Annotated in this window: 21 protein-coding genes and 1 riboswitch; of the genes, 4 read left to right on the forward strand and 17 right to left on the reverse strand. The window is 74.2% G+C overall.

The genetic code is table 11. From position 1 onward, the window contains the following. Positions 1-205: 205 nt before the first annotated feature. The 6 genes from cobC to cobM are packed head-to-tail and all read right to left on the reverse strand — an operon-like array spanning position 206 to position 6,508. Positions 206-1,255 carry an Rv2231c family pyridoxal phosphate-dependent protein CobC gene (gene cobC / locus ACZ5Y0_RS26720; protein ID WP_469131224.1) on the reverse strand — a complete coding sequence of 350 codons (1,050 nt, stop codon included), beginning with the start codon at positions 1,253-1,255 and terminating at the stop codon, positions 206-208. Continuing rightward, entirely contained in the window at positions 1,245-2,180 is a 936-nt protein-coding gene (locus ACZ5Y0_RS26725; protein ID WP_469131225.1) for a sirohydrochlorin chelatase, read from the reverse strand. The genes cobC and ACZ5Y0_RS26725 overlap by 11 nt, the downstream gene beginning before the upstream one ends. Beyond that, positions 2,177-2,767 carry a precorrin-8X methylmutase gene (locus tag ACZ5Y0_RS26730; protein WP_469131226.1) on the reverse strand — a complete coding sequence of 197 codons (591 nt, stop codon included), beginning with the start codon at positions 2,765-2,767 and terminating at the stop codon, positions 2,177-2,179. Before ACZ5Y0_RS26730 ends, ACZ5Y0_RS26725 begins: the two co-directional genes overlap by 4 nt. Then, positions 2,764-4,446: a precorrin-3B C(17)-methyltransferase gene (gene cobJ / locus ACZ5Y0_RS26735; RefSeq protein WP_469131227.1), complete on the reverse strand. Its 1,683-nt coding sequence runs from the start codon at positions 4,444-4,446 to the stop codon at positions 2,764-2,766. The genes ACZ5Y0_RS26730 and cobJ overlap by 4 nt, the downstream gene beginning before the upstream one ends. After that, positions 4,443-5,693, reverse strand: a complete 1,251-nt coding sequence (gene cbiE / locus ACZ5Y0_RS26740; protein WP_469131228.1) for a precorrin-6y C5,15-methyltransferase (decarboxylating) subunit CbiE — start codon at positions 5,691-5,693, stop codon at positions 4,443-4,445. Before cbiE ends, cobJ begins: the two co-directional genes overlap by 4 nt. After that, a complete protein-coding gene (gene cobM / locus ACZ5Y0_RS26745; protein ID WP_469131229.1) occupies positions 5,690-6,508 on the reverse strand; it encodes a precorrin-4 C(11)-methyltransferase in 819 nt (272 codons plus the stop codon). The genes cbiE and cobM overlap by 4 nt, the downstream gene beginning before the upstream one ends. 95 nt (positions 6,509-6,603) lie before the next feature. On the opposite strand from cobM, the gene ACZ5Y0_RS26750 reads away from it, so the two are divergent. Next, entirely contained in the window at positions 6,604-7,332 is a 729-nt protein-coding gene (locus ACZ5Y0_RS26750) for a ZIP family metal transporter (RefSeq protein ID WP_469131230.1), read from the forward strand. Positions 7,333-7,637: 305 nt separating this feature from the next. On the opposite strand, the gene cobI is transcribed toward ACZ5Y0_RS26750, so the two are convergent. The 9 genes from cobI to ACZ5Y0_RS26795 form a co-directional block, all read right to left on the reverse strand. Next, positions 7,638-8,387, reverse strand: coding sequence for a precorrin-2 C(20)-methyltransferase (cobI, locus tag ACZ5Y0_RS26755; protein WP_469131231.1), 750 nt, complete (start codon positions 8,385-8,387; stop codon positions 7,638-7,640). After that, complete coding sequence (locus tag ACZ5Y0_RS26760; protein ID WP_469131232.1) at positions 8,384-9,769, reverse strand: cobyrinate a,c-diamide synthase; 1,386 nt, start codon at positions 9,767-9,769, stop codon at positions 8,384-8,386. The genes cobI and ACZ5Y0_RS26760 overlap by 4 nt, the downstream gene beginning before the upstream one ends. Then, positions 9,766-10,365: a cob(I)yrinic acid a,c-diamide adenosyltransferase gene (gene cobO / locus ACZ5Y0_RS26765; protein ID WP_469131233.1), complete on the reverse strand. Its 600-nt coding sequence runs from the start codon at positions 10,363-10,365 to the stop codon at positions 9,766-9,768. Before cobO ends, ACZ5Y0_RS26760 begins: the two co-directional genes overlap by 4 nt. Then, the gene (locus ACZ5Y0_RS26770; RefSeq protein WP_469131234.1) at positions 10,365-12,371 is read right to left on the reverse strand and encodes a putative cobaltochelatase; all 2,007 of its coding nucleotides are present in this window, start codon (positions 12,369-12,371) and stop codon (positions 10,365-10,367) included. Before ACZ5Y0_RS26770 ends, cobO begins: the two co-directional genes overlap by 1 nt. Then, entirely contained in the window at positions 12,368-16,024 is a 3,657-nt protein-coding gene (gene cobN / locus ACZ5Y0_RS26775) for a cobaltochelatase subunit CobN (RefSeq protein WP_469131235.1), read from the reverse strand. Before cobN ends, ACZ5Y0_RS26770 begins: the two co-directional genes overlap by 4 nt. Then, the gene (locus tag ACZ5Y0_RS26780) at positions 16,021-17,529 is read right to left on the reverse strand and encodes a cobyric acid synthase (RefSeq protein WP_469131236.1); all 1,509 of its coding nucleotides are present in this window, start codon (positions 17,527-17,529) and stop codon (positions 16,021-16,023) included. Before ACZ5Y0_RS26780 ends, cobN begins: the two co-directional genes overlap by 4 nt. Further along, positions 17,526-18,494 (reverse strand): cobalamin biosynthesis protein, encoded by a 969-nt coding sequence (locus ACZ5Y0_RS26785; protein ID WP_469131237.1) that lies wholly within the window; start codon positions 18,492-18,494, stop codon positions 17,526-17,528. The genes ACZ5Y0_RS26780 and ACZ5Y0_RS26785 overlap by 4 nt, the downstream gene beginning before the upstream one ends. Positions 18,495-18,595: 101 nt before the next feature. Continuing rightward, positions 18,596-18,735, reverse strand: a riboswitch (cobalamin riboswitch). A 131-nt stretch (positions 18,736-18,866) separates the two neighbouring features. Beyond that, the gene (locus ACZ5Y0_RS26790; RefSeq protein ID WP_469131238.1) at positions 18,867-19,088 is read right to left on the reverse strand and encodes a hypothetical protein; all 222 of its coding nucleotides are present in this window, start codon (positions 19,086-19,088) and stop codon (positions 18,867-18,869) included. A 34-nt stretch (positions 19,089-19,122) separates the two neighbouring features. Then, on the reverse strand, positions 19,123-20,370 hold the full coding sequence (locus tag ACZ5Y0_RS26795; protein WP_469131239.1) for an inorganic phosphate transporter: 1,248 nt from the start codon (positions 20,368-20,370) through the stop codon (positions 19,123-19,125). Between the two features lie 221 nt (positions 20,371-20,591). On the opposite strand from ACZ5Y0_RS26795, the gene ACZ5Y0_RS26800 reads away from it, so the two are divergent. The 3 genes from ACZ5Y0_RS26800 to ACZ5Y0_RS26810 all read left to right on the forward strand — a co-directional run bounded on the left by ACZ5Y0_RS26800 (position 20,592) and on the right by ACZ5Y0_RS26810 (position 24,351). Beyond that, entirely contained in the window at positions 20,592-21,290 is a 699-nt protein-coding gene (locus tag ACZ5Y0_RS26800; RefSeq protein WP_469131240.1) for a class II aldolase/adducin family protein, read from the forward strand. A gap of 347 nt (positions 21,291-21,637) precedes the next feature. Beyond that, positions 21,638-22,756, forward strand: coding sequence for an alpha/beta hydrolase (locus ACZ5Y0_RS26805; RefSeq protein WP_469131241.1), 1,119 nt, complete (start codon positions 21,638-21,640; stop codon positions 22,754-22,756). Between the two features lie 155 nt (positions 22,757-22,911). After that, entirely contained in the window at positions 22,912-24,351 is a 1,440-nt protein-coding gene (locus ACZ5Y0_RS26810) for a hypothetical protein (protein WP_469131242.1), read from the forward strand. A gap of 15 nt (positions 24,352-24,366) precedes the next feature. Here ACZ5Y0_RS26810 and ACZ5Y0_RS26815 read toward each other — a convergent pair whose 3' ends face one another. Both ACZ5Y0_RS26815 and ypfJ read right to left on the reverse strand, forming a co-directional pair. After that, entirely contained in the window at positions 24,367-24,780 is a 414-nt protein-coding gene (locus tag ACZ5Y0_RS26815) for a VOC family protein (RefSeq protein ID WP_469131243.1), read from the reverse strand. 107 nt (positions 24,781-24,887) lie between these two features. Continuing rightward, positions 24,888-25,778 (reverse strand): KPN_02809 family neutral zinc metallopeptidase, encoded by an 891-nt coding sequence (gene ypfJ, locus ACZ5Y0_RS26820; RefSeq protein ID WP_469131244.1) that lies wholly within the window; start codon positions 25,776-25,778, stop codon positions 24,888-24,890. Between the last annotated feature and the right edge of the window lie 16 nt (positions 25,779-25,794).

A 25,794-nucleotide genomic window follows, 5' to 3' on the forward strand; every position in this document is an offset into this window, starting at 1 on the left:
GCGTCGGGTGGACCCGGGCCGGGGCGCCCCGCCGAACGCACGGCGGCGCGACACCCCTCGGGGCTTCCCCTCCCCGGACGGGCCCGTGCCCCTTCACCGCGGGGCGGCGTTCGAGGACGGGGCGCGAAGCGCCGGCAGCGAGGGCCCGGCGGCGCGGCCCGCAGGGACGGGAAGGGGGCGGCGGGGGCGAGAAACACCCCCGGAGTCATCCCGCGCCCACCACCACCTCCACCGCCCGCAGGAACCCGTCCACCGTTCCCCGGTCCCGCACGGCGACCCGCAGCCACTCCTCCCCGAGCCCGGGAAACGTGTCCCCACGCCGCACGGCGTATCCGAGGGCACGCAGCTCACGCCGTACCGCCACCGCCCGCGGCAGCCGCACCAGCACGAACGGCCCTTCCGCCGGCCCGACCACCCGCACCCCCGCGAACTCCCCGAGGCCGGCCACCAGATGCGCCCGGTCGGCGGCGACACGGTGCGCCGCGTGCGCCGCCTCCGCCAGCGCCCGCGGCGACACGCACGCCTGCGCCGCCGCCAGCGCGGGCGTGGACACCGGCCACAGCGGCTGGGCCCGCTCCAGCTCCCGGATGATCTCCGGCGCGGCGAGGACGTACCCGACGCGCAGCCCCGCCAGTCCCCACGTCTTCGTCAAGCTGCGCAGCACGACCAGTCCGGGCACGTCCGTCCGCCCGGCCAGGGCCTCCCGCTCGCCCGGCACCGCGTCCATGAACGCCTCGTCGACGACCAGCGTCCGCCCGTTCCGGGCGAGCCCGGCGACCGTCTCGGCGGGATGCAGCACCGACGTCGGGTTCGTCGGGTTGCCGATCACCACCAGGTCGGCGTCCTCGGGCACGGCCGCCGGACCGAGCCGGAAGCCGTCCTCCTCCCGCAGCAGCACCCGGTCGACGCTGTGCCCGGCGTCCCGCAGCGCGGCCTCGGGTTCCGTGAACTGGGGGTGCACCACGACGGGTCGACGGACCTTCAGGGCGCGGGCCAGCAGCACGAACGCCTCCGCCGCGCCCGCCGTCAGCAGCACCCGTTCGACGGGCAGCCCGTGCCGCGCCGCCACCGCCGCCCGCGCCGCCCGCCCGTCGGGGTAGGCGGCGAGGCCGGTGAGGGAAGCGGCCACGTGCTCGCGCAGCCACGCGGGCGGTGTGTCCGCGCGGACGTTGACGGCGAGGTCGACCAGCGCCGAGCCGTCGTCGCGTACCTCCGCGTCACCGTGGTGGCGCAGGTCGTGCCCGTCAGTGTGCATGCGAATGCGAGTGCCCTCCGTGATGGTGATGCCCGTGACCGTGGTCGTGCCCCTCGTCGTCGGGGTGGAAGTGCGGCTGCTGCGGCAGCCCCACCTTGTCCTCGAAGCCGGGCAGCGCGACGCGGTACACGCACGAGTCGCAGTTCATCCGCAGATCGCCCTTGACGGCCTCCTCGTACCGTTCCATCACGAGGTCCAGCAGCTCCGGCTCGGGCCCGATGACGTCCGCCGACCGCACCTCGACCTCCGGGTGGGCGGCCGCCCAGTCCTGCGTCTGGTGCCGTACCCGGTCCGGCAGGATCCCGGTGAACAGGAAGTAGGGCAGCACGACGATCCGCCGCGCGCCGAGCCTGACGCACCGGTCGAGGCCGCTGGGCACGTCCGGCGCCGCCAGCGACACGAACGCGGTCTCCACACCCGCGTACCCGCGCCCCTCCCACAGCAGCCGGGCCGCCTTGTACACCTCCGCGTTGGCGTCCGGGTCCGTCGACCCGCGCCCGACCAGCAGCACGGTCACCTCGGCCAGGTCCGCGGGCGTGCGCCCCACCGTGCCCAGCGCCTCGTCCAGCCGCCGCTCCAGCACGTTCAGCAGCGCCGGGTGCGGGCCCAGCGGACGGCCGTACGTGTAGGAGATCCCGGGGTGCCGCTCCTTCTCGCGGGCCAGCGCAGCCGGGATGTCGCCCTTGGCGTGACCGGCGGACACCAGCATCAGCGGTACGGCCGCGAACCGGCGCACGCCGCGCTCCACCAGTTCCGTCACCGCCTCGCCCAGCGGCGGCGGGGACAGCTCGATGAAACCGCCCGCGACGGGCAGTTCGGGGTGGCGGCGGCCCAACTCCCGGACGAAGTCACGGAACGCCTCGGCTCCGGCATCGTCCCGGGTGCCATGGCCGGCGATGAGCAGGGCGGGCGGCGGGGTGGTCACTGTTTCTCCTCGGAGTGCGAAAGGGGGGTGTACAGCAGGGCGTTGAGCGCGGCGGCGGCGACCGCCGAGCCGCCCTTCTCGGACACGTTGCTCACGGCCGGCAGGCCGCTCTCGCGCAGCGCGGCCTTGGACTCGGCCGCGCCGACGAAACCGACGGGCAGGCCGATGACGAGCGCGGGGGAGGCGTCGAGGGTGAGCAGTTCCTCCAGGGCGGTCGGCGCACAGCCGATCACCCAGAGTGCACCGGGCCCGACCTGCTCGTACGCCAGCCGGACCGCGTGCGCCGAACGCGTCAGTCCGGAACCGGGGACGGCGTCCCTGAGCCGGCAGACGGTCTCCCGCCGGGTGATGCCGGCGGCCACCATCTCCACGTCCACGACCACCGGCGCCCCGGCGTGCAGCGCGGCGTGCGCCTTCTCCAACGCGTCCTCGTCCATGACGAGGTCGCTCGCGTACTCCAGGTCGGCGGCGGAGTGGATGACCCGCTCCACCACGGCCCGTGTCAGCGGCGGAAAGTGCGAGGTGTCCAGACGGGCGCGCAGCCGCCGGAACGACTCCTGCTCGATCGGGTGGACCACACGGTTCACTTCGGATCCTCCTGCCAGCGGTAGCCGCGCGGCGTCACCATGCGGCCCGCGATGTCCCGGGTCGCCGTGTTGCCCACCGTCACGACCGTCATCATGTCCACCGTCGCCGGGTCGAGCAGCGCGAGCGTCGTCACCCGCGCGGTCCCGTCCGGCCGTGAGGCGTTGCGCACGACACCCACCGGCGTCGTCGGCTCCCGGTGCCCGGCGAGGATCGCGAGCGCCTTCGGCAGCTGCCAGTCGCGGCCCCGGCTGCGCGGGTTGTAGAACGTCACGACGAGGTCCGCCTCGGCCGCCGCCCGCACCCGCCGCTCGATGATCTCCCACGGGGTGTGCAGGTCGGACAGGCTGATCGACACGTGGTCGTGGCCCAGCGGCGCGCCCAGGATCGCGGCGGCGGCCAGCGCGGCGGTCACCCCCGGCACGCCGACCACGTCGATGTCGTCGGACGCCTCGGCGAGCGCGGGCGAGGCCATGGCGTACACGCCGGCGTCCCCGCTGCCGATCAGCGCGACGGCGTGCCCGCGCCGCGCCTCGGCGACGGCGGTGCGCGCCCGCTCCTCCTCGGCGCCGAGCCCGGACTCCAGGATGCGCGTGCCGGGTCGCAGCAGGTCGCGGATCTGGTCGACGTACTGGTCGAGCCCGACGAGCACCGAGGCGCGCCGCAGTTCGGCCTTCGCGCGCGGCGTGAGCAGGTCGCGGGCGCCGGGCCCGAGCCCGACCACCGCCAGCCGACCGCGTCCGGGCCGCCGTACGACGGCACAGGTCGCCGTCGCCGGGACGTCGGCCGACTTGCGCTTGGGCACGAGGAGTTCGCCGCCGCCGACCAGCGCGGCGGCCTCGGCGACCGAGGGCGTACCCACGGCGGCGAGCGGCGCGGCGGACGGGTTCGGCACCTCCACGGCGGCCAGTTCCTGGGCGGAGTACGTCACGACGGGCACCCCGAGCCGCGCGGCGGCCCGCACGATGCCGGGCTCGTCCGCCTTCGCCTCGACGGTGGCCAGTTCGGCGACGCTGCGAGGGGACAGGCCCGCGTCCCGCAGGGCGCCCTCGATCACGCCGAGGACCTCCTCGACCGGCGCGCCCCTGGAGGCGCCGACGCCGACGACCAGGGACGGCGGACGCAGCAGCACCTCGCGGTCGGCGGGCTCGACGGCCCGGTCCGTGAGGCGCACCGTGCAGGCGCCCCGCCCGGCGAACGGGACCGGCGGCAACGGCCACACCACCTCCGCGTCCAGCGCGACCGGCTCACCGTCCAGGAGCGCCCGCGTCACGCCCGCGACATCGCCCTCCACCGGCAGCCCGAGGGTGTCGAGACCGGGGATGCCGACGGCGTCCGTGGCCGTCGTCACCACGGGCACCGCGTCCAGCAAGTCGGCTACCTCGCGGGCGAGTTCGTTGGCGCCGCCCGCGTGTCCGCCGACCAGCGGGACCGCGAACCGGCCTGCCTCGTCGACGCACACCACACCCGGATCGGACGCCTTGTCGGACAGCAGGGGCGCGACGAGCCGTACGACCGCGCCCGTCGCCAGGAAGCACACGAGCTGCTCGCACTCCGCGAACGCCCGCCGGACGGCGTCCCCGACGGGCCCGTCGTACACGCGCGTGCGGTCCGGCCACGCCGCGGCCAGCCGGTCGCGCGCCGCCGCCCCCGCCGCGGTGGCGGAAATGAGGCCGATCACTGAGCAACTCCTTCTTCAGGGACGGGGGTTCTGGACCCCCACAGCAGGAATACGGGGTTGGTCGCCGCCAGCCGGGTCACGTCCCCGGGCAGCGGTGCCAGTCGCGAGGACTGGAGCAGTACGCCGTCGACGTCGAACCCGGCGTCCGTGAGCGCGGCCCGCGTCGCCGGCACCCGGTCCAGCGCGGCCATCGCGACGACCACGCTCCGCCGGGCCCGACGCGCGCACGCGCCGACGATGCCGGCCAGCTCGCGCCCGCCGCCGCCGACGAAGACCGCGTCGGGGTCGTCGAGCCCGTCGAGTGCCTCCGGCGCGCTGCCGTGCACCACATGGACGTCGACCTCGTGCGCGGCGGCGTTGGCGCGGATCCGGCCGACACCGTCCGCGGTCCTCTCCACGGCACTGACGGCGGCGCCCAGCCGCGCGCACTCCACGGCCACCGACCCCGAACCGGCGCCCACGTCCCAGACCAGGTCGCCGGGGCGCGGCCCGAGCCGGGCCAGGGCCAGCGCCCGCACCTCGAACTTGGTGATCATCGAGTCGCGGTGGGCGAAGTCGCCCTCGCCCAGGGCCCACCCGGCGGGCCGGCGCACCGGCCCCGCGAGCGTGCGCACGGGACCGAGCGCACGCGCCTCGTCCAGGCACAGCACGACACTCACCGCCGGCCCCCAGTCGCGGACCGCCGCCTCGGCGGGCGTCACCCGCTCCACGCGTTCACGCGCCGGGTCGCCCAGCGCGGAGGCGACGACGAGAGCCCGGCCGGGGGCGGTCCGGGCCAACGCGGCGCCCAGCTCCGCGGGACCGGTGCCGGGCCCGGTGAGGACCGCGACCTTCGGATACGCCCGGCACACCTGGACGGCCGTCCGTGGCTCCCGCCCGTGCGCGCTGACGACGACGGCGTCCTCCCAGGTCAGCCCGAGCCGCGCGAAGGCCGCGGCGACGGAGGACACCCCCGGCACGACCTCCAGCCGATCCGCGCCGAACCGCTCGGCGAGCGCCCGCACGATCCCGAAGAACCCGGGGTCACCCGACGCCAGCACCACCACCCGCCGCTCCCCGGCGACGTACCGCTCGATGGCGTCGAGAGCGGGCGCCAGCGGCCCGAGCACGATCCGCTCGACGCCCTCCGGCAGCGCTGCGGCGTCCAGATGCCGCCGCCCGCCGACGACGAGTTCCGCTCCCGCCGTCAGCTCCGCGGGGACGGGCGCCCCGGTTCCCGTGCCGACGACGGTGATCGCACGGCTCACGTACTGGCACCCCGCTCGCGCAGGGCCCTGCGGGCCTCGGGGTCGGCCTTGCGGTAGCCGTGGAAGTGACCGGGGTGGTACAGGTGCGAGCGGGTGCCGTGCGCGGCGAGCGCCGGGCCGACCAGGAACAGCGTGTGCTTCCACAGCTTGTGCTCCTTGACCGTCTCCTCCAGCGTGGCGATCGTGCACCGCACGACCAGTTCCTCCGGCCAGGTCGCCTGATAGGCGATGACGACGGGCGTCGAGGTGGGGTAGCCGCCTTCCAGCAGCTCCCGTACCAGCTGCCCGCTGCGCGCGGCCGACAGGAAGACCGCCATGGTCGTGCCGTGCTTGGCGAACTCCCGCACCTCCTCACCGGGAGGCATCGGTGTCTTGCCGCCGCCGAGCCGGGTGAGGATCACGGACTGCGCGACCTCCGGAATCGTCAGCTCGCGCCGGGCGAGCGCGGCGACGGCGGAGAAGGAGGACACTCCGGGCACGATCTCGGTGTCGATGCCGATCTCGTCGCAGCGGTCCACCTGCTCCTGCGTACCACCCCAGAGGGCGGGGTCGCCGGAGTGGATCCTGGCCACCTTGACGCCCTCCCGGTGGGCCCGCTCGTAGACGGCGACGACGTCCTCCAGGGACATGGTCGCCGAGTCGAGGATCTCCGCGTCCTCGCGCGCGTGCTCCAGGACCTCCGCCTGGACCAGGCTCGCGGCCCAGATCACGACGTCGGCCTCGGCGATGGCACGCGCGGCACGGAACGTCAGCAGGTCGGCGGCGCCGGGACCGGCGCCTACGAAGGTCACCTTGCCGGTGGGGGCGTCGGCCATGGGTTCGGGTCCTCTCATGACGGGGTGGTGTGGGGGACGGGACACGGGTGGTGGTGAAGGTGCGTGGCCCTGGCCCGATCGGATACGAAGGGCACATGGCGGTGTTCGTCGCGCTCGGCGCGTTCCTGATGACGTTGGCCGGCGGCTGGACGGCACAGCGCGTGACCGACCGCCGCCACCTGGTACTGGGCCTGGCCGGAGGCCTGATGCTGGGCGTGGTCGGCCTGGACCTGCTGCCGGAGGCACTGGAGGCGGCCGGCTGGGAGGTCTTCGGCGTCCCCGCCGCCCTGCTGCTGTTCGTGGCGGGCTTTCTGCTGGCCCATCTGGTGGAACGTCTGCTGGCCCATCGGCAGGCCTCCCACGGCGGCGCCGAACACGACGGCCGCAGCCCCGAGGTGGGTCTCACGGCGGCCGCGGCGATGGTCGGTCACAGCGCCATGGACGGCGTCGCGATCGGCGCCGCCTTCCAGGTCGGCGGCGGCATGGGTACGGCCGTCGCGCTGGCCGTCATCGCCCACGACTTCGCGGACGGCTTCAACACGTACACCATCACGAGCCTGTACGGAAACGCCCGTCGCAGAGCCCTGACCATGCTGTTCGCGGACGCCGTCGCACCGGTCGCCGGCGCCGCCTCGACCGCGTTCGTCACCATCCCCGAGCCGCTCCTCGGGGGCTACCTCGGCTTCTTCGCCGGCGCACTCCTCTACCTGGCAGCGGCCGAGATCCTCCCCGAGGCCCACCACGAACACCCCGCCCGCTCGACGGTCCTGTGCACGATCGCGGGCGCGTCCTTCATCTGGCTGGTGGTGGGCCTGGCGGAGTGAGCAGCCGACGGCCCGGAGAAGGGCGGCGAGGGGCGAGGGGGCGGCCTGGGTACGGGTGCCGACACGCGAGGGGGCGGCGGGCTGGTGTCGGGCGTCGACGGGCGAGGGCGATGCCGGCCGACGGCGGGCGTCGACCACCGAGCCCACGGCGGGCCGATGACGGGTGTGGACGGGTTCGCGCACGGCCGCCCGCCGGCGGGGCCGGGTGGCCCAGCCAGCGGTCGATGGCCGGCCGGGCTCGGTGTCCGAGTACCCGGTCGACCGGTGGCCGGGCTCGGTGGCCGGCCACCGCGTCGCGGACCGTCTCACAGCTTGCCGCCTCGTCCGCCGTCGCGGCGGGCCGGGGCGATGAGCGTGGAGAGGTAGGGGAGGGGCTCCCCGTCCAGCTCGGCGGCGGGGCGGATGGACTCCTCCGTGAGGCCGAGCGCCGACCCCCACACCGCGTCCTCCAGCCGCCCGGTCTCGCGCAGCGCCTCGGCGACCTCGGCGGCCTGCCTGCCGAACTTGTAGGCGACGACGGTGCCGGGACCGGCCAGCGCGTCCTTCAGCACGGCCGACCCCGCCGTCACGGGCACGAGCGTCAACGGCTCGGTCCCCTCCGTCAGTACGGCGCCCGACCGCGCCGCGAGATCCTGCATGGCGGTGATGCCGGGCACGGTCTCCACGACGGTGCCGGGCACCAGCTCCCCGACGGTCTGGGCGAGATACGTGAACGTCGAGTACACGTTCGGGTCGCCGATGGTGGCGAAGGCGACGCTGTCGTACTGCGCGAGCAGCTGCGCCACCCGCTCCCCGGCGGCGTCCCACGCGGCCTCCCGCCGGCCCCGGTCGGTCCGCTCGTTCAGCGCGAAAACCACCCGGACGACCTTCTCCTCGGGCACGTAGTGGAGCACCGTCGCCTCGGCGCGCCCCCGCTCCCCGCTCGCTGTTCCATCGGGCGCGGCCATCACCGGTACGACGACCACGTCGGCGGCCCGCAGAGCGTTGACGCCCTTCACGGTCACCAGCTCCGGATCCCCGGGGCCGACCCCGATCCCGATCAGCCTGCTGCTCATGACGTCCGGCACCTCTCCACGAACCGACGGGCCACACCGGGCGACGACGCCCAGTGCGTGTGCAGGTAACTCGCGTGCACACCGCGTTCCACAAAGCCCTCGAGCCGCTTCGCGGGAGCGAGGACCCCCCAGGCGGGAGCCGCCCCGGCGCCCGGTTCGACGACGGTCCGGTGGAACTCGTGTCCCCGCGTCCGCGTCCCCGCCTCCGCGAGCACGCTGTCGCTCACGGCGACGGCGTCCCGGTACCCGAGGGTGAGCCGCCCGGTCATGCGGGCACCGGCGTCGAGCACCCCGCACATGGGTCGCCCGTCCAGCTCACGGCACAGATAGAGCAGGCCCGCACACTCGGCGGCGACGGGCGCACCGCTCTCCGCGAGCGCGGCGACCTCCTTGCGGAGCACCTCGTTCGCGGACAACTCGGCGGCGTACACCTCGGGAAACCCGCCTCCGACGACCAGTCCGCCCGTCCCCGGCGGGAGGTGCTCGTCCCGCAGCGGATCGAAGGTCACGACCTCGGCCCCGGCGGCGGCGAGCAGCTCACCGTGCTCGGCGTAGGAGAACGTGAACGCGGCCCCACCGGCGACGGCGATCGTGGGCGCCGGCGTCCCGGCAGACCGAGCCGGGCTGTCGCCGGCGGGCGACGCCGCGGCCTCAGCCGCGTCCCAGGCCGCGCCCGACAACGCGCCGGCCCCCCGCGCCAACGCCACCAGCCCCTCCAGATCACAACCCTCGGAGACCTGCGCGGCCATCGCCGCGACCGCCGCCACCGCGGCGGCCCCCCGCTCCGCCACCGGCACCAGCCCCAGGTGCCGTGACGGCGTCTCCACCGGCGCGGCCCGCCGCAGCGCGCCCAGCACCGGCACCCCCACCGACTCCAATGCCTCCCGCAGCAACGCCTCGTGCCGGTCCGAGGCGACCTTGTTCAGGATCACGCCCCCGATCCGCACCTGCGGGTCCCAGGAAACGAACCCGTGCACCAGCGCCGCCACCGACCGCGACTGCGAGGACGCGTCCACGACCAGCACCACCGGCGCCCGCAACGCCTTCGCCACCTGCGCCGTGGACGCCAGTTCACCCTGCCCCGCGGCCCCGTCGTACAGCCCCATCACACCCTCGACGACGGCGATGTCACACCCCCGCGCCCCGTGCAGGAACAGCGGAGCGAGCAGCTCCGGTCCGCACAGATACGCGTCGAGGTTCCGTCCCACCCGCCCGGTCGCGAGCGCGTGGTACCCGGGATCGATGTAGTCCGGCCCGACCTTGTGCGGGGACACGGCGAGCCCCCGCGCGGCGAACGCGGCCATCAGCCCCGTGGCCACGGTGGTCTTGCCGCTGCCCGACGAGGGCGCGGCGATGACCAGCCGTGGGACGGAGGACGTCACCACTCGATGCCCCTCTGCCCCTTCTGCCCCACGTCCATGGGGTGTTTGACCTTGGACATGTCGGTCACCAGGTCGGCGAACTCCACCAGCCGCTCCGGCGCGTTCCGCCCGGTGATCACGACGTGCTGGTTCCCCGGCCGCTCCCGCAGCACGGACACGACCTCGTCGGTGTCGATCCACCCCCAGTGCAGGGGGTAGGCGAACTCGTCCAGCACATACAGCTGGTACGTCTGCGCGGCGAGGTCCCGCTTGACCTGCTCCCAGCCCTCGCGGGCCTTCTCCTCGTTGTCCATCTGGGAGTCCCGCTGCACCCAGGACCATCCTTCGCCCATCTTGTGCCAGGCGACCGACCCGCCCTCGCCGGAGTCCCCGAGCACCCGCAGCGCCCGTTCCTCGCCGACCTTCCACTTCGCCGACTTGACGAACTGGAACACCCCGATGGGCCAACCCTGGTTCCAGGCGCGCAGGGCGAGCCCGAACGCGGCGGTCGACTTCCCCTTGCCGACCCCGGTGTGCACGACGACGAGCGGACGGTTCCGCCGCTGGCGTGTCGTCAGTCCGTCGTCCGGTACGACACTCGGCTGCCCCTGCGGCATTACGCGGCCCTCCTCGAAGTTCCCTGCACGTTCCTGACCAGCCCGGCGATCGAGTCCGCCCGCAGCTCGTCGAGCGTGACGGCGCTGCCGCCCAGCTCGCCCGCGAGCTGCCCGGCGAGCCCCAGCCGTACGGGCCCCGACTCGCAGTCCACGACCACGGACGCGACCCCGTCGGCCGCGAACAGCCGGGCCGCCCGCCCGGCGAGGGCGACGGGCTCGGGCCCGCCGGTCGCCCGGCCGTCCGTCACCACGACGACCAGCGCCCGACGGGCGGGGTCCCGCAGCCGCTCCACCCGCAGCACGTCGTGCGCCCGGAGCAGCCCGGCCGCGAGCGGTGTCCGCCCTCCGGTCGGCAGCGACTCCAGCCGTACGGCCGCCGCGTCCACGGACGAGGTCGGCGGCAGTGCCACGTCGGCGGCCGACCCGCGGAACGTCACCAGCCCCACCTTGTCCCGCCGCTGATAGGCGTCGAGGAGCAGCGACAGCACGGCACCCTTCACCGCGCCCATCCGCTGCCGGGCCGCCATGGACCCGGACGCGTCGACGACGAACAGCACCAGATTGCCCTCACGCCCCTCCCGCGTCGCCTGGCGCAGATCGTCTCGGCGTACGACGAGTCCGCGCCCGGAGCGCCCGCGCGCCCGCTGGTGCGGCGCCGCCGCCTGCACGGTCGCCGCCAGGTGCAGCTTGGTCAGCGTCCCGCGGGGCCGCCGGGCCCCGGTGGTCCGCCCGTGCTCGGTCCGCGCCCGCGACCGCCGCCCGGCGGCACCCTCGCCGATTCCGGGCACGCTCAGCACCTTCGTCCGGAAGGGCTCGGCGGCACGCGCGGGCTGCCGCTCACCGGCGCCGCCCCCAGGGGTCTGCGGCTCCCCGCTCTCCCCGGCCTCGGGACGCGCCCCCGTGTCCCCGCCCTCCGGCCCCTCCGACGGCGGCTGCCCGCCACCCCCGCCGGGCCCGTCCGGGCCGGGATCGGGATCGGGGTCCCCGTCGTCGGAGCCGCCGAACTCCTCCAGCGTCTCGTCGAGCTTGTCCTCGTCGAGTCCGGGCGCGTCGAAGGGATTGCGGCGGCGCCGGTGCGGCAGCGCGAGCAGCGCCGCCTGCCGGACGTCCTCCGCGAGCACCTCGGTCCGCCCGGCCCAGGCCGCCAGCGCCGTCGCCGTCCGCGCCATCACGATGTCGGCCCGCATGCCGTCCACCTCGAACGCGGCACACGTCGCCGCGATCTGCCGCAACGCCCCGTCGCCCAGCCGCACCGACGGCAGCAGCGCGCGGGCCGCCACGATCCGCGCCCGTACGGAGGCCTCCTCGTCCGCCCACCGCTCGGCGAAGCCGGCCGGGTCGTCGTCGTAGGCGAGCCGCCGCCGTACGACCTCCACGCGCTGGTCGGGCTCGCGCGAGGCGGCGACCTCGACGGTCAGCCCGAACCGGTCGAGCAACTGCGGGCGCAGCTCGCCCTCCTCGGGGTTCATGGTCCCGACGAGCAGGAACTTCGACGCGTGCCGGACGGAGACTCCCTCGCGTTCGACGTACGAGGCGCCCATCGCCGCCGCGTCCAGCAGCAGGTCCACCAGGTGGTCGTGGAGGAGGTTGACCTCGTCGACGTAGAGGATCCCGCGGTGCGCGTCGGCGAGCAGACCGGGCTCGAAGGCCTTCACGCCCTCCGAGAGCGCCCGCTCGATGTCCAGCGCCCCCACGAGGCGGTCCTCGGAGGCGCCGACGGGCAACTCCACCATCCGCGCGGGCCGTTCGGCCCCTGCCCCCGGCTCGTGCGGCCCGTCCGGGCACGCGGGGTCCGGACGGTCGGGATCACAGGAGAAACGGCATCCGGGAACCACCGAGACCGCCGGCAGCAGCACCGAGAGGGCGCGCACCGCCGTCGACTTGGCGGTGCCCTTCTCGCCGCGCACCAGCACCCCGCCGACCGCCGGCGACACGGCGTTCAGCAACAGCGCGAGCCGCAGGTCGTCCTGGCCGACGACGGCCGTGAACGGGAACGGGGTACTCACTGGTCGTCGCCCTCCAAGTCGCCTTCCAGCTCCAGGTAGGTGGCCCGGAGCCGCTCGATCGTGTCCGCGTCGGGCTCGGCCCACAGCCCGCGCTCGGCGGCCTCCAGAAGCCGCTCGGTGATGCCGCGCAGCGCCCACGGGTTGGACTTCTTCATGAAGTCCCGGTTCTCCGCGTCGAAGACGTACTCGGCGCTGAGCTTCTCGTACATCCAGTCGTCGACCACGCCCGCCGTGGCGTCGTAGCCGAAGAGGTAGTCGACGGTCGCCGCCATCTCGAAGGCGCCCTTGTAGCCGTGCCGCCGCATCGCCGCCATCCAGCGCGGGTTCACCACCCGCGCGCGGAACACGCGGTGGGTCTCCTCGCCGAGCGTGCGGGTCTTCACCTGGTCGGGGGTGGCCGAGTCGCCGACGTACGCCTCGGGGGAGGCGCCCGTCAGGTGGCGGACCATGGCGACCATGCCGCCGTGGTACTGGAAGTAGTCGTCGGCGTCGACGAGGTCGTGCTCGCGCGTGTCCACGTTCTTCGCGGCGACGGCGATCCGCTTGAACGCGGTCTCCATGTCCCCGCGCGCCGCCCGCCCGTCGAGCCCGCGCCCGTAGGCGTACCCGCCCCACACGGCGTACACCTCGGCGAGGTCGGCGTCCGAGCGCCAGTTTCGGGCGTCGATCAGCGGCAGCAGACCGGCACCGTACGCGCCGGGCTTGGAGCCGAAGACACGGGCCGTCGCCCGGCGCCGGTCGCCGTGCCCGGCGGTGTCCTCGTCGGCGTGCGCCTTCACGTAGTTCACGTCGGCCGGCTCGTCCAGCTCGGCCACCGCCCGTACCGCGTCGTCGATCAGCCCGACGACGTGCGGGAACGCGTCCCGGAAGAACCCGGAGATGCGGACCGTGACGTCGATGCGGGGCCGACCCAGCTCGGCCGCGGGCACGACCTCGAAGCCGGTCACCCGGCGCGAGGCGTCGTCCCACACCGGGCGGCAGCCCAGCAGCGCGAGGATCTCCGCGATGTCGTCACCCTGGGTGCGCATGGCGGACGTTCCCCACACCGTGAGGCCGACCGACTTCGGGTACTCGCCGGTGTCCTGGAGGTACCGCTGCACGAGCGAGTCCGCGAGGGCCTGCCCGACCTCCCAGCTCAGCCGGGACGGAATGGCCTTGGGGTCGACCGAGTAGAAGTTGCGCCCGGTCGGCAGGACGTTGACCAGGCCGCGCGTCGGCGAACCGGACGGACCGGCCGGGACGTACCCACCGTCCAGGGCCTTGAGGATGTGCCCGATCTCGTCGGTGGTCCTCTCCAGCCGGGGCACGACCTCCGCGCAGGCGAACTCCACCACCGCGACCGCGTCGGGGAGTTCGGTGCCCAGGACCTCCCGGACGAGCGCACGGCTCTCGCCGACCGCCCATCCCCGTGCTTCCATACCCTCCGCGATCCGCCGGCACAGCTGCTCCAGCAGGTCGATCGCGTCGGCGGCCGAGCGGGACGGCCCCGTCACGAGGTCCGTCAGCTCCACCGGGACCTTGACCGGCGCCCCCGGCTCGGCGAGCAACTCCTTCTCGACCAGCCCGAAGTGCTCCGCGAGGCAGGCCCGCAGGCCGGGCAGCGCGTTGGCCCGCCCGCCCCACACCTGTGAGGCCCGCAGCACGGCCAGCACCAGGTTGACGCGCGGCTCGCCTACCGGACCGCCGCCGAGGATGTGGAGGCCGTCGCGGATCTGCACGTCCTTGATCTCGCACAGATAGCCGTCGATGTGCATGACGAACTCGTCGAACGCCTCGTCGTCGGGCTGGTCGTCGACATGCAGGTCGTGGTGCAGCTCGGCCGCCTTCACCAGCGTCCAGATCTGCGCGCGCACGGCCGGCGCCTTCGTCGGGTCCAGGTCGGAGACGAGCGCGTACTCGTCGAGGAGCTGCTCCAGCTTGGCCAGGTCGCCGTAGGTGTCGGCCCGCGCCATCGGCGGCACCAGATGATCGACGACCGTGGCGTGCCCGCGCCGCTTGGCCTGCGTGCCCTCGCCGGGATCGTTCACGATGAACGGGTAGATCAGCGGGAGTTCACCGAGTACGGCGTCGGGGGCGCAGCCGCCGCTGAGCCCCAGCCCCTTGCCCGGCAGCCACTCCATCGTGCCGTGCTTGCCCATGTGGACGATCGCGTCGGCACCGAAACCGTTCTCCAGCCACCGGTACGCCGCCATGTAGTGGTGCGACGGCGGCATGTCCGGGTCGTGGTAGATCGCGATCGGGTTCTCACCGAAGCCGCGCGGCGGCTGGATCATCACGACGACGTTGCCGAACTGGAGCGAGGCCAGCACGATGTCGTCGCCGTCGACGTAGAGACCGCCCGGCGGCTCCCCCCACGCGTCCAGCATGCCCTGCCTGAGGTCGGGATCGAGCCGGTCGAACCAGGCCCGGTAGTCCGCCAGCGGCACCCGCGCGGGCGCGGCGGCGAGCTGCTCCTCGGTGAGCCATTCGACGTCGTGGCCGCCGGCGTCGATCAGCCGGTGGATCAACTCGTCGCCGTTGTCGGGGTACTCGGTGAGCGAGTAGCCGGCCGCCTTGAGGGCGTCCAGGACCTGGACGGCCGAGGCGGGCGTGTCGAGGCCGACCGCGTTGCCGACCCGCGAGTGCTTGGTCGGGTAGGCGGTGAAGACGAGCGCGAGCTTCTTGTCGGCGTTCGCCTTGTGCCTCAGCCGGGCGTGCCGTACGGCGATTCCGGCGACGCGCGCGGCCCGCTCGGGGTCGGCGACGTACACGGGGACGTCGTCCGGCCCCTGCTCCTTGAAGGAGAACGGGACCGTGATCAGCCGCCCGTCGAACTCCGGGATCGCGACCTGCATCGCCGCGTCCATGGGGGAGAGGGCGGCGTCGGAGGCGTCCCAGGCCGCCTTCGACGAGGTCAGGCAGAGTCCTTGCAGGACAGGAACATCGAGGTCCTTCAGCGCTCCGATGTCCCAGGCCTCCTCGTCGCCGCCGGCCGAGGCCTGCGAGGCGTGCGTGCCGCCCGCGGCGAGGACGGTGGCGACCAGGGTGTCCGCCGAGCCGAGGATCTCGTACAGACCGGGATCGGCGTCGCGCAGCGAACCGCAGTACACCGGCAGGGCGTTGGAGCCCGTCGCCTCGATCGCGTCGCACAGCGTGTCCACGAAGGCGGTGTTGCCGCTCAGCTCATGCGCGCGGTAGAAGAGCACGCCTACGGTCGGACGGCCGTCCCGGAGCACCCGGTCCCCGTGGACGCCGTACTCGGGCATCTTCCGCGGCTCCTCGAACCCCTCGCCCGTCAGGAGCACGGTGTCGGAGAGGAACCGCGCCAGCTCGGTGAGGTTGGCCGGCCCGCCCTCGACGAGATACCTGAGCGCCTCCGCCACCACGCCGGCGGGCACGGACGACTCGGCCATCAACTCCGCGTCGGGCACGGCCTCCCCGCCCAGCAGCACCGTGGGGATGCCCGACGCCCTGAGCGCGGCGAGCCCGTCCTCCCAGGCGCGCTTCCCGCCGAGCAGCCGCACGACGGCGACGTCCGAGCCCTCGATCAGGCCGGGAAGTTCCTCCGCGACGTCCACGCGGGTCGGGTTGCCGATCCGGTAGGAGGCACCGCCGGCGGCGCGGGCCGCCAGCAGATCGGTGTCGGCGGTCGACAACAACAACACTGTGCTCATGCGGGCGCTCCCGGTGGAATGAAAGGCAGTCCTTGCGGCGCGCCCGACTCGATGAGCCGCCACAGCGCGTCGGTGTCCGCGTGCTGTTCGATGAGGTCGCCGAGCCGGTCGAGCTGCTCCTCGCGCAGCGCGGCGAAGGAGGTGTCGGCGGCCGGCACGAAACGGCGGCCCGCGGCGGCCGCCACCTCCCGCAGGAACGCCCGGCGGAAACCGTCCGACTCCAGTGAGCCGTGCCAGTGCGTGCCCCAGGTCTGTCCGACCCGGCAGCCGTCCAGGAAGGGTTCACCGCCACTGATCTCGGCGATCCCGTGATGGATCTCGTACCCCTCGACCGGTTCGCCGAGGGCTTCTCCCACCGGCCGGGTGAGCGTCTTCTCGTGGGCGAACCGCACCCGGACCGGCAGCACCCCGAGGCCGTCGACATGGCCTCGCCGGCTCTCGACGTCGTCCTCGATGTGCTCACCGAGGATCTGGAAGCCGCCGCAGACGCCGAGGACGGGCCGGCCTTCGGCGACTCTGCGCCCGATGGCCTGGGCGAGCCCCCGCTCCCGCAGCCACTCCAGCGCCCGCACCGTCCCCCGGGTCCCGGGGATCACCACGAGGTCGGCGTCGGCCAGCTCCTCCGGCCGGTCCACGAACCGCACGACGACGCCCGGTTCGGCGGCCAGCGCGTCCACGTCGGTGAAGTTGGACATGAGCGGAATCGCGCAGACGGCGATCCGCAGCACGTCCTCGCCCACGGGCGGGGAGACGTTCGACTCCCGGACGGTGCCCCGCAGGGAGACCCGCAGTCCGTCCTCCTCGTCGATCCCGAGCCCGTGCCGGAACGGCAGCACGCCGTACGTCCGCCGCCCGGTGAGCCCGTGCAGCATGTCCAGGCCCGGCTCCAGCAGCGAGACGTCACCGCGGAACTTGTTCACGAGGAACCCCGCGACCAGCTCCTGGTCCTCCGGCGAGAGCAGCGCGACGGTCCCGAAGAAGGAGGCGAAGACGCCGCCGCGGTCGATGTCGCCGACGACGAGCACGGGGAGCCGGGCGTTGCGGGCGATCCCCATGTTCACGATGTCGGTCCGCCGCAGGTTGATCTCGGCTGGGCTTCCCGCCCCCTCACAGATCACCGCGTCATACGTGCCCCGCAACTCGGCGAGACAGTCGAGAACGGTTCCGAGGAGCCTCTCCTGCCGGCCCCCGTGGTAACCGCGAGCGCTCAACTCGCCGACGGGTTTGCCGAGCAGCACGACCTGGCTGCTCCGCTCGCCGCCCGGCTTGAGCAGCACCGGATTCATCAGCGCCGTCGGCTCCACCCGGCAGGCCTGCGCCTGCATGGCCTGCGCCCGCCCGATCTCGGCGCCCTCGCGGGTCACGAACGAATTGAGGGACATGTTCTGCGCCTTGAACGGCGCGACCTTGACCCCCTGCCGCACGAGCCACCGGCAGATCCCGGCCGTGACGACGCTCTTGCCGGCGTCGGAGGTGGTGCCGGCGACGAGGAGACCCCCGCTCATGACGTACGCCCCTTCGCTCCCGCGGCGACGAGGCGCGCGGTGATGACGCGCGCGGCGACCGTGGCGCCGAGCGCGAGCAGGCCGACACGGCGGGAGAGCCGCGCGGCACGTTCGATGTCGTGGGGCACGACGGGCCGTCCCCGCTCCCCGTTCAGCACGGGCCGGTGCTCGACCCGCCCGCCGTACGACAGCGTCCCGCCCAGCCGCACCCCGAGGGCGCCGGCGAACGACGCCTCCACGGGACCGGCGTTGGGGCTGGGGTGCCTGTGAGCGTCGGCCCGCCAGGCCCGCACCGCACCCCGCGGATCGTCCCCGGCCACGGCGGCGAGTACGGCGGTCAGCCGCGCCCCCGGCCAGCCGGCGACGTCGTCCAGCCGGGCCGAGGCCCACCCGAACCGGCGGTGGCGCGGCGACCGGTGGCCCACCATGGCGTCCAGGGTGTTGACGGCCCGGAACCCGAGCAGCCCCGGCACTCCGCCGACGGCCCCCCACACCAGGGCTCCCACGACCGCGTCGGAGGTGTTCTCGGCGACGGACTCGACGACCGCGCGGGCGATGCCGTCGGCGTCCAGGGTCTGCGGGTCCCGTCCGCACAGATGCGGCAGCCGGGCCCGCGCGCCCTCGACGTCCCCCGCTTCCAGGGCCCGCCCGACGGTCCGGGCCTCCCGCACCAGCGAGGTCCCGCCGACGACGGCCCAGGCGGCGGCACCGGTCAACGCGACGGAGGCGGCGGGGGAGCGGCGTACGGCATGCGTGGCGGCGGCCCCGAGGGCCACGGCGCCACCGGCGCACACGGCGGCGTGCAACGCGCCCCACCCTCGGTGGTCCCGCCACAGCACGCGCTCCACGCCGGCCGCGGCCCGTCCGAAGACGGCGACCGGATGCCCCCGGCGCGGATCGCCGAGGATCAGGTCCCCCAGGAGGCCGGCGGCGGCACCGTACGCGTAGCGGCGATCGGCACCCATCGGCTCAGCCGGCCGACGGGTCGGGGAACGACCTGGTGCTGAACCTCGAACGGCAGCCGAGCATGGCGTTATGTCCTCACTCAGGGTGTCCACGCCCTGGTTCGACGAGACCGGCGACGAGAGTTCCTGGCTCCCGGGGCTTTCTACCCCGGTGACAGTGGCGGGACCGCGCCGGATTCACACCGGCTTCCTCTTCTGTCGCCGTACATGGCCCCGGCAGTCCACCACGGTCCCCGAACGGCCGTCAACTCACCCTTGACCTGCGGCGGGTCAGTGTGCAGAACCCCACATGCCCTGGGTCACGGCCGTCACGCACGCGTGGGGCGCGGGACGGTGACCCGTCCCGCGCCCCACGCGTGCGCGTGCCGTCCGTCAGACGACGATCAGCGAGATGCCGTACGCCACCGCCGCGGCGCACGCCGCGAAGCACGCGTACGCGCCGGTGACCGCCAGGGTGGCGGAGTCGCCCTGGGCCGCCGCCCGCTCGCGGCGGGAGAGGCCCATGATGCCGAGGGTGAACAGGGCCACGAGGGCCACGGTCACCAAGAGGCTGACACCGAAGACGGATCCGAGAGCCGCCCAGTCGATCTTCATGCTGCTTCTTCCTTCGTACCGGTGGGGGCGGGGCTCAGACGGTGGTGACGGTGGGGGCGACCGGCGGGGCGGGTTCCGCCACGGGGGCGGGGATGGTGGCCGTCAGGTCCTCGGTGACCGTACCCGCCGGGGGCGGGGTCACGGCGGCGATCGCGGCGGTCACCACGCCGGCCGGCTCCTCGTCCTCCTCGACGACGTTGGTGTGGTCGATGACCTCGCGGCGCGAGATCTTCCAGATCGCGGCGCTGGAGGCGATGAGGAACACCGCGACGAGCGCCGTACCCCAGCTGCCGAAGCCGGTCACGTACTCGGCCAGGGCGCCGACCAGGGCCGCGGCCGGCAGCGTCAGGCCCCAGGCGACGAACATCCGGGTGGCGGTCGACCAGCGGACGACCCCGCCCTTGCGGCCCAGGCCCGCGCCCATCACCGAGCCGGAGACGGAGTGCGTGGTGGAGAGCGAGAAGCCGAGGTGGGAGGAGGCCAGGATGACGGTGGCCGCGCTCGTCTGGGCGGCGAAGCCCTGCTGCGGCTGAAGGTCGGTCAGACCCTTGCCCATGGTGCGGATGATGCGCCAGCCGCCGAGGTAGGTGCCGAGCGCGATCGCCAGACCCGCGGACAGGATGACCCACAGCGGCGGGTCGGAGTCGGGAGCGACGGCGCCGCCGGCGACCAGGGCGAGGGTGATGATGCCCATCGTCTTCTGCGCGTCGTTGGTGCCGTGGGCCAGTGAGACCAGGCCCGCGGAGGCGATCTGGCCGGTGCGGTAGCCCTTCGCGGCGGCCTTGCCGTCGGCCTTCTTGCCCAGCGTGTAGGACAGCCGGGTCGCGAGCATCGCGGCGACGCCCGCCACGATCGGCGCGGCGATCGCCGGGATCAGGACCTTGGTGACCAGTACGTCACCGTGGACCGCGCCGACACCGGCCGAGGCGATGGTGGCACCGATGAGACCGCCCATCAGGGCGTGGGAGGAGCTGGAGGGGAGCCCGACCAGCCAGGTCAGCAGATTCCAGAGGATCGCGCCGACCAGGGCGGCGAAGATGACCTCGGGACGGATGCCGGTCTCGTCGACGAGACCCTTGGAGATCGTGTTGGCGACCTCCACGGAGAGAAAGGCGCCTACAAGGTTCAGTACGGCGGACATGGCCACCGCGACCTTGGGCTTGAGCGCACCGGTCGAGATGGTGGTGGCCATCGCGTTGGCGGTGTCGTGGAAACCGTTCGTGAAATCGAACGCGAGTGCGGTTACTACCACAATCGCGAGGATCAGCGAGAAGCTTTCCATTTACCCAGGCAATCGTTCGAGGTCATTGGCAGGATGAACGTAGGTAACCCGAGTGAACGGAAGGTGAACTGGGACGGGCTTCATGGTGTCCACAATCGGCGGCATGCGTTCCGCTCCGTCGTGACGCCCCAGGCGCCGCACGGGCCGGGGTCCCGGGCCCGCTTCTCCGGGGGTCCCGAGGGGCCCTGAAAGAGACATTGGTCACCTGGCAGGATCACGGCATGACCGACCAGCGACACGACACCGGTGACAGCGCCCACGACCTCCGCGCCGAGGAGGTCGAGCACGCCTGGGAACAGCTCGTGGCGACGGCCCGCCGCACCGTCGCGGACCGGCTCGTCGTCGGCACCTCGGGCAACGTCTCCGTCCGGGTCGGAGACCTCGTCCTGGTCACGCCCTCGGGCGTCCCCTACGACCGCCTCACCCCGGACGACGTCACCGGCGTCGACCTCGACGGCCGACAGGTCCTCGGCGTCCTCACCCCGACCAGCGAGCTGCCCATGCACCTCGCCGTCCACCGCACCACCGACGCCCGCGCCGTCGTCCACACCCACGCCGTGCACGCCACCGCCGTCTCGACCCTCGTGACCGAACTCCCGCCCGTCCACTACATGACGGGCGCCCTCGGCGGCCCCGTCCGCGTCGCCCCCTACGCGACCTACGGCACCGAGGAACTCGCCCGCAACCTCCTCCGCGCCCTCACCGACCGCACGGCCTGCCTCCTCCAGAACCACGGCACCCTCACCTACGGCACCACCCTCGACGAGGCCTACGACCGCACGGCCCAGCTCGAATGGATGTGCCACCTGTGGCTGACCGCGTCCTCGGTCCCGGGCCGCACCCCGAACCTCCTGACGGAGGCGCAGCTGAGGGAGGCGGGCGAGAAGCTGAGTGGATACGGCCAGAAGGACGTGAGGTGAGCCCTTCACGGCGGACGGGGCTGTGGCGCTGCACGACCGCGCCGCGTCTCGCGCGACCAGCCGCACCGGCTCGCGGCCCCCGCAGAAGCGAAGGCGCTCGGGGACACAGCCACTCACCCGCCCCGCCCGCGACCCCACGCCGCAGGGGGCACAGCCACTGACCCGCGGCCCTCACGCGGCGGAGGCGGAGGTGCCCTGGACGACCGGCCCGCCGCCCACGCGGCAGAGACGACCCGCCCGCGGCCCCACGCGGCAGAGGAGAAGGCGCCCCCAGGCACAACACGCACCCGCCCCCGACACGGCCCCCACCACTGGCCGCGATCACGATCGGCCAGGACACTGGACACGTGCGCCCCGTCACCGCAACCGCCGTCACCGCAGTCGCAGCCCTCGCCGCCGGCGCGGCGAGCGTGGCCGCAGGCCGCCTCGCCAGCGACGCGGCGCTGAAGGCGTCGCCCGGCCGCCCCCTGCCCACCGAACCCCGGCTCACCGTGCACGGCACGGCCGCCGGCCAGGTGACCCTCACCCGCCACCTCGCCGCCCTGCGCCCCGGTACCTACGGCCTCGCGGGCGACGGCTCCCACGCGGTCGTCGGCCCCGTCCTGGCCAACGCCCCGCACTCCGCCGACACCGTCGTACGCCGTCTGGAGCGCGTCACCCACGGCACGCTCAGCGCCGGCGACGCGGTGTGGCTCACCCCGAACCTGTTCGTCGGCAACCCGAGCACCGCGCTCGGCCTCGACCACGCCGACGTGGACGTGCCCGGCGAGCTGGGCCCGCTGCCTGCCTGGTTAGTCCCCGGCGCTCGCCGCACCTGGGTGATCGCGGTGCACGGCCTGGGCACCACCCGCGAGCACACCCTGAACCTGACCGGCTTCCTGCACCGCCGCCGCTTCCCCGTCCTCGCCCTCGCCCACCGTGGCGACCTGGGCGCGCCCCCCTCCCCGGACGGCCTCAACCACCTCGGCGAGACCGAGTGGCGCGACCTGGACGCGGCCATGCGCTACGCCGTCCGCCAGGGCGCCGAACGCCTCGTCCTGCTCGGCTGGTCCACCGGCGCCACCATGGCCCTGCGCGCCGCCGCCCGCTCGGGGCTGCGCGACCGCGTGTCGGGTCTGGTGCTGGACTCCCCGGTGCTCGACTGGCAGGCCACCCTGAGGGCCCTCGCCTCCGCCCGGCACACCCCCGGCGCGCTTCTGCCACTGGCCGTCCGCGCGGCCGAGGGCCGCGCCGGCCTGAGCGCCGACGGGGCCGCCGACCCGGCCGCGCCCGCCGTGCCCACCCTCGTCCTCCACGGACCCGACGACACCGTGGCCCCCTGGGAGGCCTCCCGTCGCTTCGCCGCCGGCCGCCCCGGCCTGGTCACCCTTCACCCCGTCCCGCACGCCCCGCACGCCGCCATGTGGAACCCCGACCCGGCCGCCTACGAGGAAGCCCTGCGCCGCTTCCTCACGCCCCTCATGTGAGGCACCGGAGCGGTCCCGACGGTTCCGTTTAGCGCTGTACCGCTGGCCTGAACACGCCTGCTCACCCGTCTCCGGACCCCGTGCCTTGGCCAGTCCCACACCCGGCCGTGACATTCCGTTTGGGATTTCGGACCGTCAACCGGAAGACTGCACCCGTGACGTCCCGTATTCCGCGCGACTCCAGGCTTCGACTCGTCCGCCCACGACCCCTGGCCGCCGCCCCCTCAGCTGTGAACCAGCGGCGCCCACGCCGCCCCGCGCCCCGCCCGCCGGAGGGCACCCCCGCCCCGGCGGAGCTGGCCAGAATGGCGCGCTCCGGTCTGGCCGCCGCGGCCTGTGTCGCCCGCTGGGCCGACAACGCCCTCGGCCCCGGCCGGGACGCGGCCACCGACGACGGCAAGGCCACGCTCTCCGAGGCGACTGCCGAACGCGCGGCGGCCGACCTGGGTCTGACCGCGGCTCAGGTCCGCGCGGACTGGGACACCGCCCGCCTCGCCGGCCTCGTCGAGGTGCACGGCGACAGCGCCCGCCCCGGTTGGCGGCTGCGCGCCTGGAACCGTGACGACAGCGCCGTCCTGCGCGGCTGGGTCGCCCTCTTCGACGCCTGGTCGCTGGCCACTGCGGAACCCGCCGGCCAGGAGCCCGGCGCCGTCGCCGAGGTCGTCTCGGCCATGCCGCAGGTGCTCTCCTTCCTCCAACTGTCCGCCGGCCCCGTCCCCGTGGACCAGCTCCTCGACCTGCTCCGCCAGCGCGTCACCGAACTGCGCACCGAGCGCTGCGAGGTCTCCTACGGCGGACCCGAGGACGCCGACACCGCGGGCCCCAGACCACCCCGCCCCTCCGCGGACGCCGACCCGGCGGAGCCCGCCCGCGCCGGCGAACTCGCCCCCCTCCTCGACTGGGCCCTGCACGCCCTCGCCTCGGTGGGCGCTCTCACCTACGGTGACGGCCACGCCACGCTCACCCCGCTCGGCAGCTGGGCGGTCTGGGTCAAGCTGGAGCAGATCTGCGTCGCCGCGCAGAGCCCCGCCGGCAACATCGAGGTCGCAGCCGAGGAGATGCTCCGGGGCTGCGCCCAGCTCCGCCCGAACGCCGCCCGCGCCGAGTACCGCGCCTGGCTCGCCGCCCGCACCGTCGGCAGCGCCGTCGGCGAACTGCTCGCCGCCGCCCGCGGCGAGGACGCCCTGCTGCGCGGCCTCGCCTTCGAGGCGCTGCGCGTCGTCGGCGCCCCCGCCGAGCCCGACGTGCGCGCCGTCGTCGAGGAGCCCGCCCTGCGGCCGTACGCCCTGCTGTGGCTGGCCGAGCACGACGGGGTGGACCCGGAGGACGCCCACGAGGTGCTCACCCGCGAGGAGGCCACCTGGCTGTGGGTCGACACCGCCGCGGCCGTCGCCGACCACGGTGAGGCTTCGATGCTGGTGCGGCACCTGGAGTCCGCGCTCCAGCCGACCGTGCCCGCGCTGCTGGCCGAGGTCCGCTCCGTCGGGCACCCGCGTACCGTGCAGGTCCTGGTGGCGCTCGCCGCCGCGCACCCCGACCCGGCCCTGGCCAAGGCCGTCCGCCGGGCCGCCTTCCAGGTCCACACCGGGCGCTGAACCCGGCGCCGGGCGTCAGCCCTGGATCTCGGGCGCGTACGTGCCGAAGCTCCAGATGTTGCCCTCGACGTCCCGGGCCATGTAGTCCCGCGAGCCGTACTCCTGGTCCGTCGGGGGCATCAGGATCTCCGCGCCGTGCTCCACGGCCCGCCGGTGGTGGGCGTCGACGTCGTCCACGACGACGTACACCCCGGCCGGGCCGGCGTCCCTCATCGCCGCGTCGAAGGGACCGCCGCGGCCCTTCGACCCGAGCATCACCGCGCCGTTGCCCTGCACCAGCTCGGCGTGCAGCACCGAGCCGTCCTCGCCCTCGAACACCGACAGCTCGGAGAAGCCGAAGGCCTCCGTGAGCTGCCGGATCGCCGCTTTGGCATCCCGGTACAACACCGTCGGAAAGATGCTGGGGCGCCCGCCGCTCGTGCCTGCCATGCCGATCACTCCCTTGGGATCCCAGCGCGATCCCTGCCGGAAATCTCCCTCACGGCCCAGTCTGGCAGCGACCGCCGACCATGCCTCCGGAGCGGATCCCGCGCCCGTCAGCGGAAGGTGTCGCACCGCGTCATGTCCCCGCTCCGGTACCCCACGTCGAACCACTGCTGCCGCTGCGCCGCCGACCCGTGCGTCCACGTGTCCGGCGTCACCCGCCCCTGGTAGCGCTCCTGGATCCGGTCGTCGCCCACGGCCGCCGCCGCGTCCAGTCCGTCGGCGATGTCCGCGGCGGTGAGGCTGGTGATCAGCGGCCGCCCGGTCGACTCGTCCGGTGTCGTGGTCGCGTGGTGGGCCCACACGCCCGCGTAGCAGTCCGCCTGGAGTTCCACGCTCACCGAGGCGCTGTCCGCGCCGGTCCGCCCGTCCTGGGAGCGGCTCAGCGTGCCCATGAGGTCCTGCACGTGGTGCCCGTACTCGTGCGCCATGACGTACGCCTGCGCGAAGGGCCCGCCGGTGGCGCCGAAATCCGACCGCAGCTCGTCGAAGAAACCCAGGTCCAGGTAGACGGTCCGGTCGCCCGGACAGTAGAACGGCCCGACCGCCGAGGTCGCCGTCCCGCACGCCGTTCCCACACGCTGGCTGAAGAACACCGTGGAAGAGCGCGTGTAGGTCCCGTGCCGCCGCTGCAACTCCTCGTCCCAGAAGTCCTGCACGCTGTTGACCACCGCCACCGCCCGGCAGTCGTCCCGCGTGTTCGCGTCCCGCCCGGTACGGCAGCTCCGCTGCACCTGCGCGAGCCCCGACGCGGTCGCCGCGGGCTCGTCGCCGCCCGAGGAGAGCCCGAGCTGGTCCGGCCCGACCCCGAGGAACAGCGCCAGCAGCAGCGCGATCAGTCCGCCGATCCCACCGCCCACGGTGGCGCGCCCGCCCGGAATCCGGCTGCCGCGCACATCCCGCACCTCGGACGTGTCCAGCCGGGCGTCATCGTCGAACTGCACGGGGCCACCACCTCCG

It is taken from the genome of Streptomyces sp. NPDC033216 (assembly GCF_055577115.1).

What these genes read in the sequence shown, in the direction of transcription:
- cobC (WP_469131224.1), bottom strand. Translation starts at nt 1,255, where the DNA reads ATGCACACTGACGGGCACGACCTGCGCCACCACGGTGACGCGGAGGTA.
- cobM (WP_469131229.1), bottom strand. Translation starts at nt 6,508, where the DNA reads ATGGCCGACGCCCCCACCGGCAAGGTGACCTTCGTAGGCGCCGGTCCC.
- ACZ5Y0_RS26750 (WP_469131230.1), top strand. Translation starts at nt 6,604, where the DNA reads ATGGCGGTGTTCGTCGCGCTCGGCGCGTTCCTGATGACGTTGGCCGGC.
- cobI (WP_469131231.1), bottom strand. Translation starts at nt 8,387, where the DNA reads ATGAGCAGCAGGCTGATCGGGATCGGGGTCGGCCCCGGGGATCCGGAG.
- cobO (WP_469131233.1), bottom strand. Translation starts at nt 10,365, where the DNA reads ATGCCGCAGGGGCAGCCGAGTGTCGTACCGGACGACGGACTGACGACA.
- cobN (WP_469131235.1), bottom strand. Translation starts at nt 16,024, where the DNA reads ATGAGCACAGTGTTGTTGTTGTCGACCGCCGACACCGATCTGCTGGCG.
- ACZ5Y0_RS26780 (WP_469131236.1), bottom strand. Translation starts at nt 17,529, where the DNA reads ATGAGCGGGGGTCTCCTCGTCGCCGGCACCACCTCCGACGCCGGCAAG.
- ACZ5Y0_RS26785 (WP_469131237.1), bottom strand. Translation starts at nt 18,494, where the DNA reads ATGGGTGCCGATCGCCGCTACGCGTACGGTGCCGCCGCCGGCCTCCTG.
- ACZ5Y0_RS26790 (WP_469131238.1), bottom strand. Translation starts at nt 19,088, where the DNA reads ATGAAGATCGACTGGGCGGCTCTCGGATCCGTCTTCGGTGTCAGCCTC.
- ACZ5Y0_RS26795 (WP_469131239.1), bottom strand. Translation starts at nt 20,370, where the DNA reads ATGGAAAGCTTCTCGCTGATCCTCGCGATTGTGGTAGTAACCGCACTC.
- ACZ5Y0_RS26800 (WP_469131240.1), top strand. Translation starts at nt 20,592, where the DNA reads ATGACCGACCAGCGACACGACACCGGTGACAGCGCCCACGACCTCCGC.
- ACZ5Y0_RS26815 (WP_469131243.1), bottom strand. Translation starts at nt 24,780, where the DNA reads ATGGCAGGCACGAGCGGCGGGCGCCCCAGCATCTTTCCGACGGTGTTG.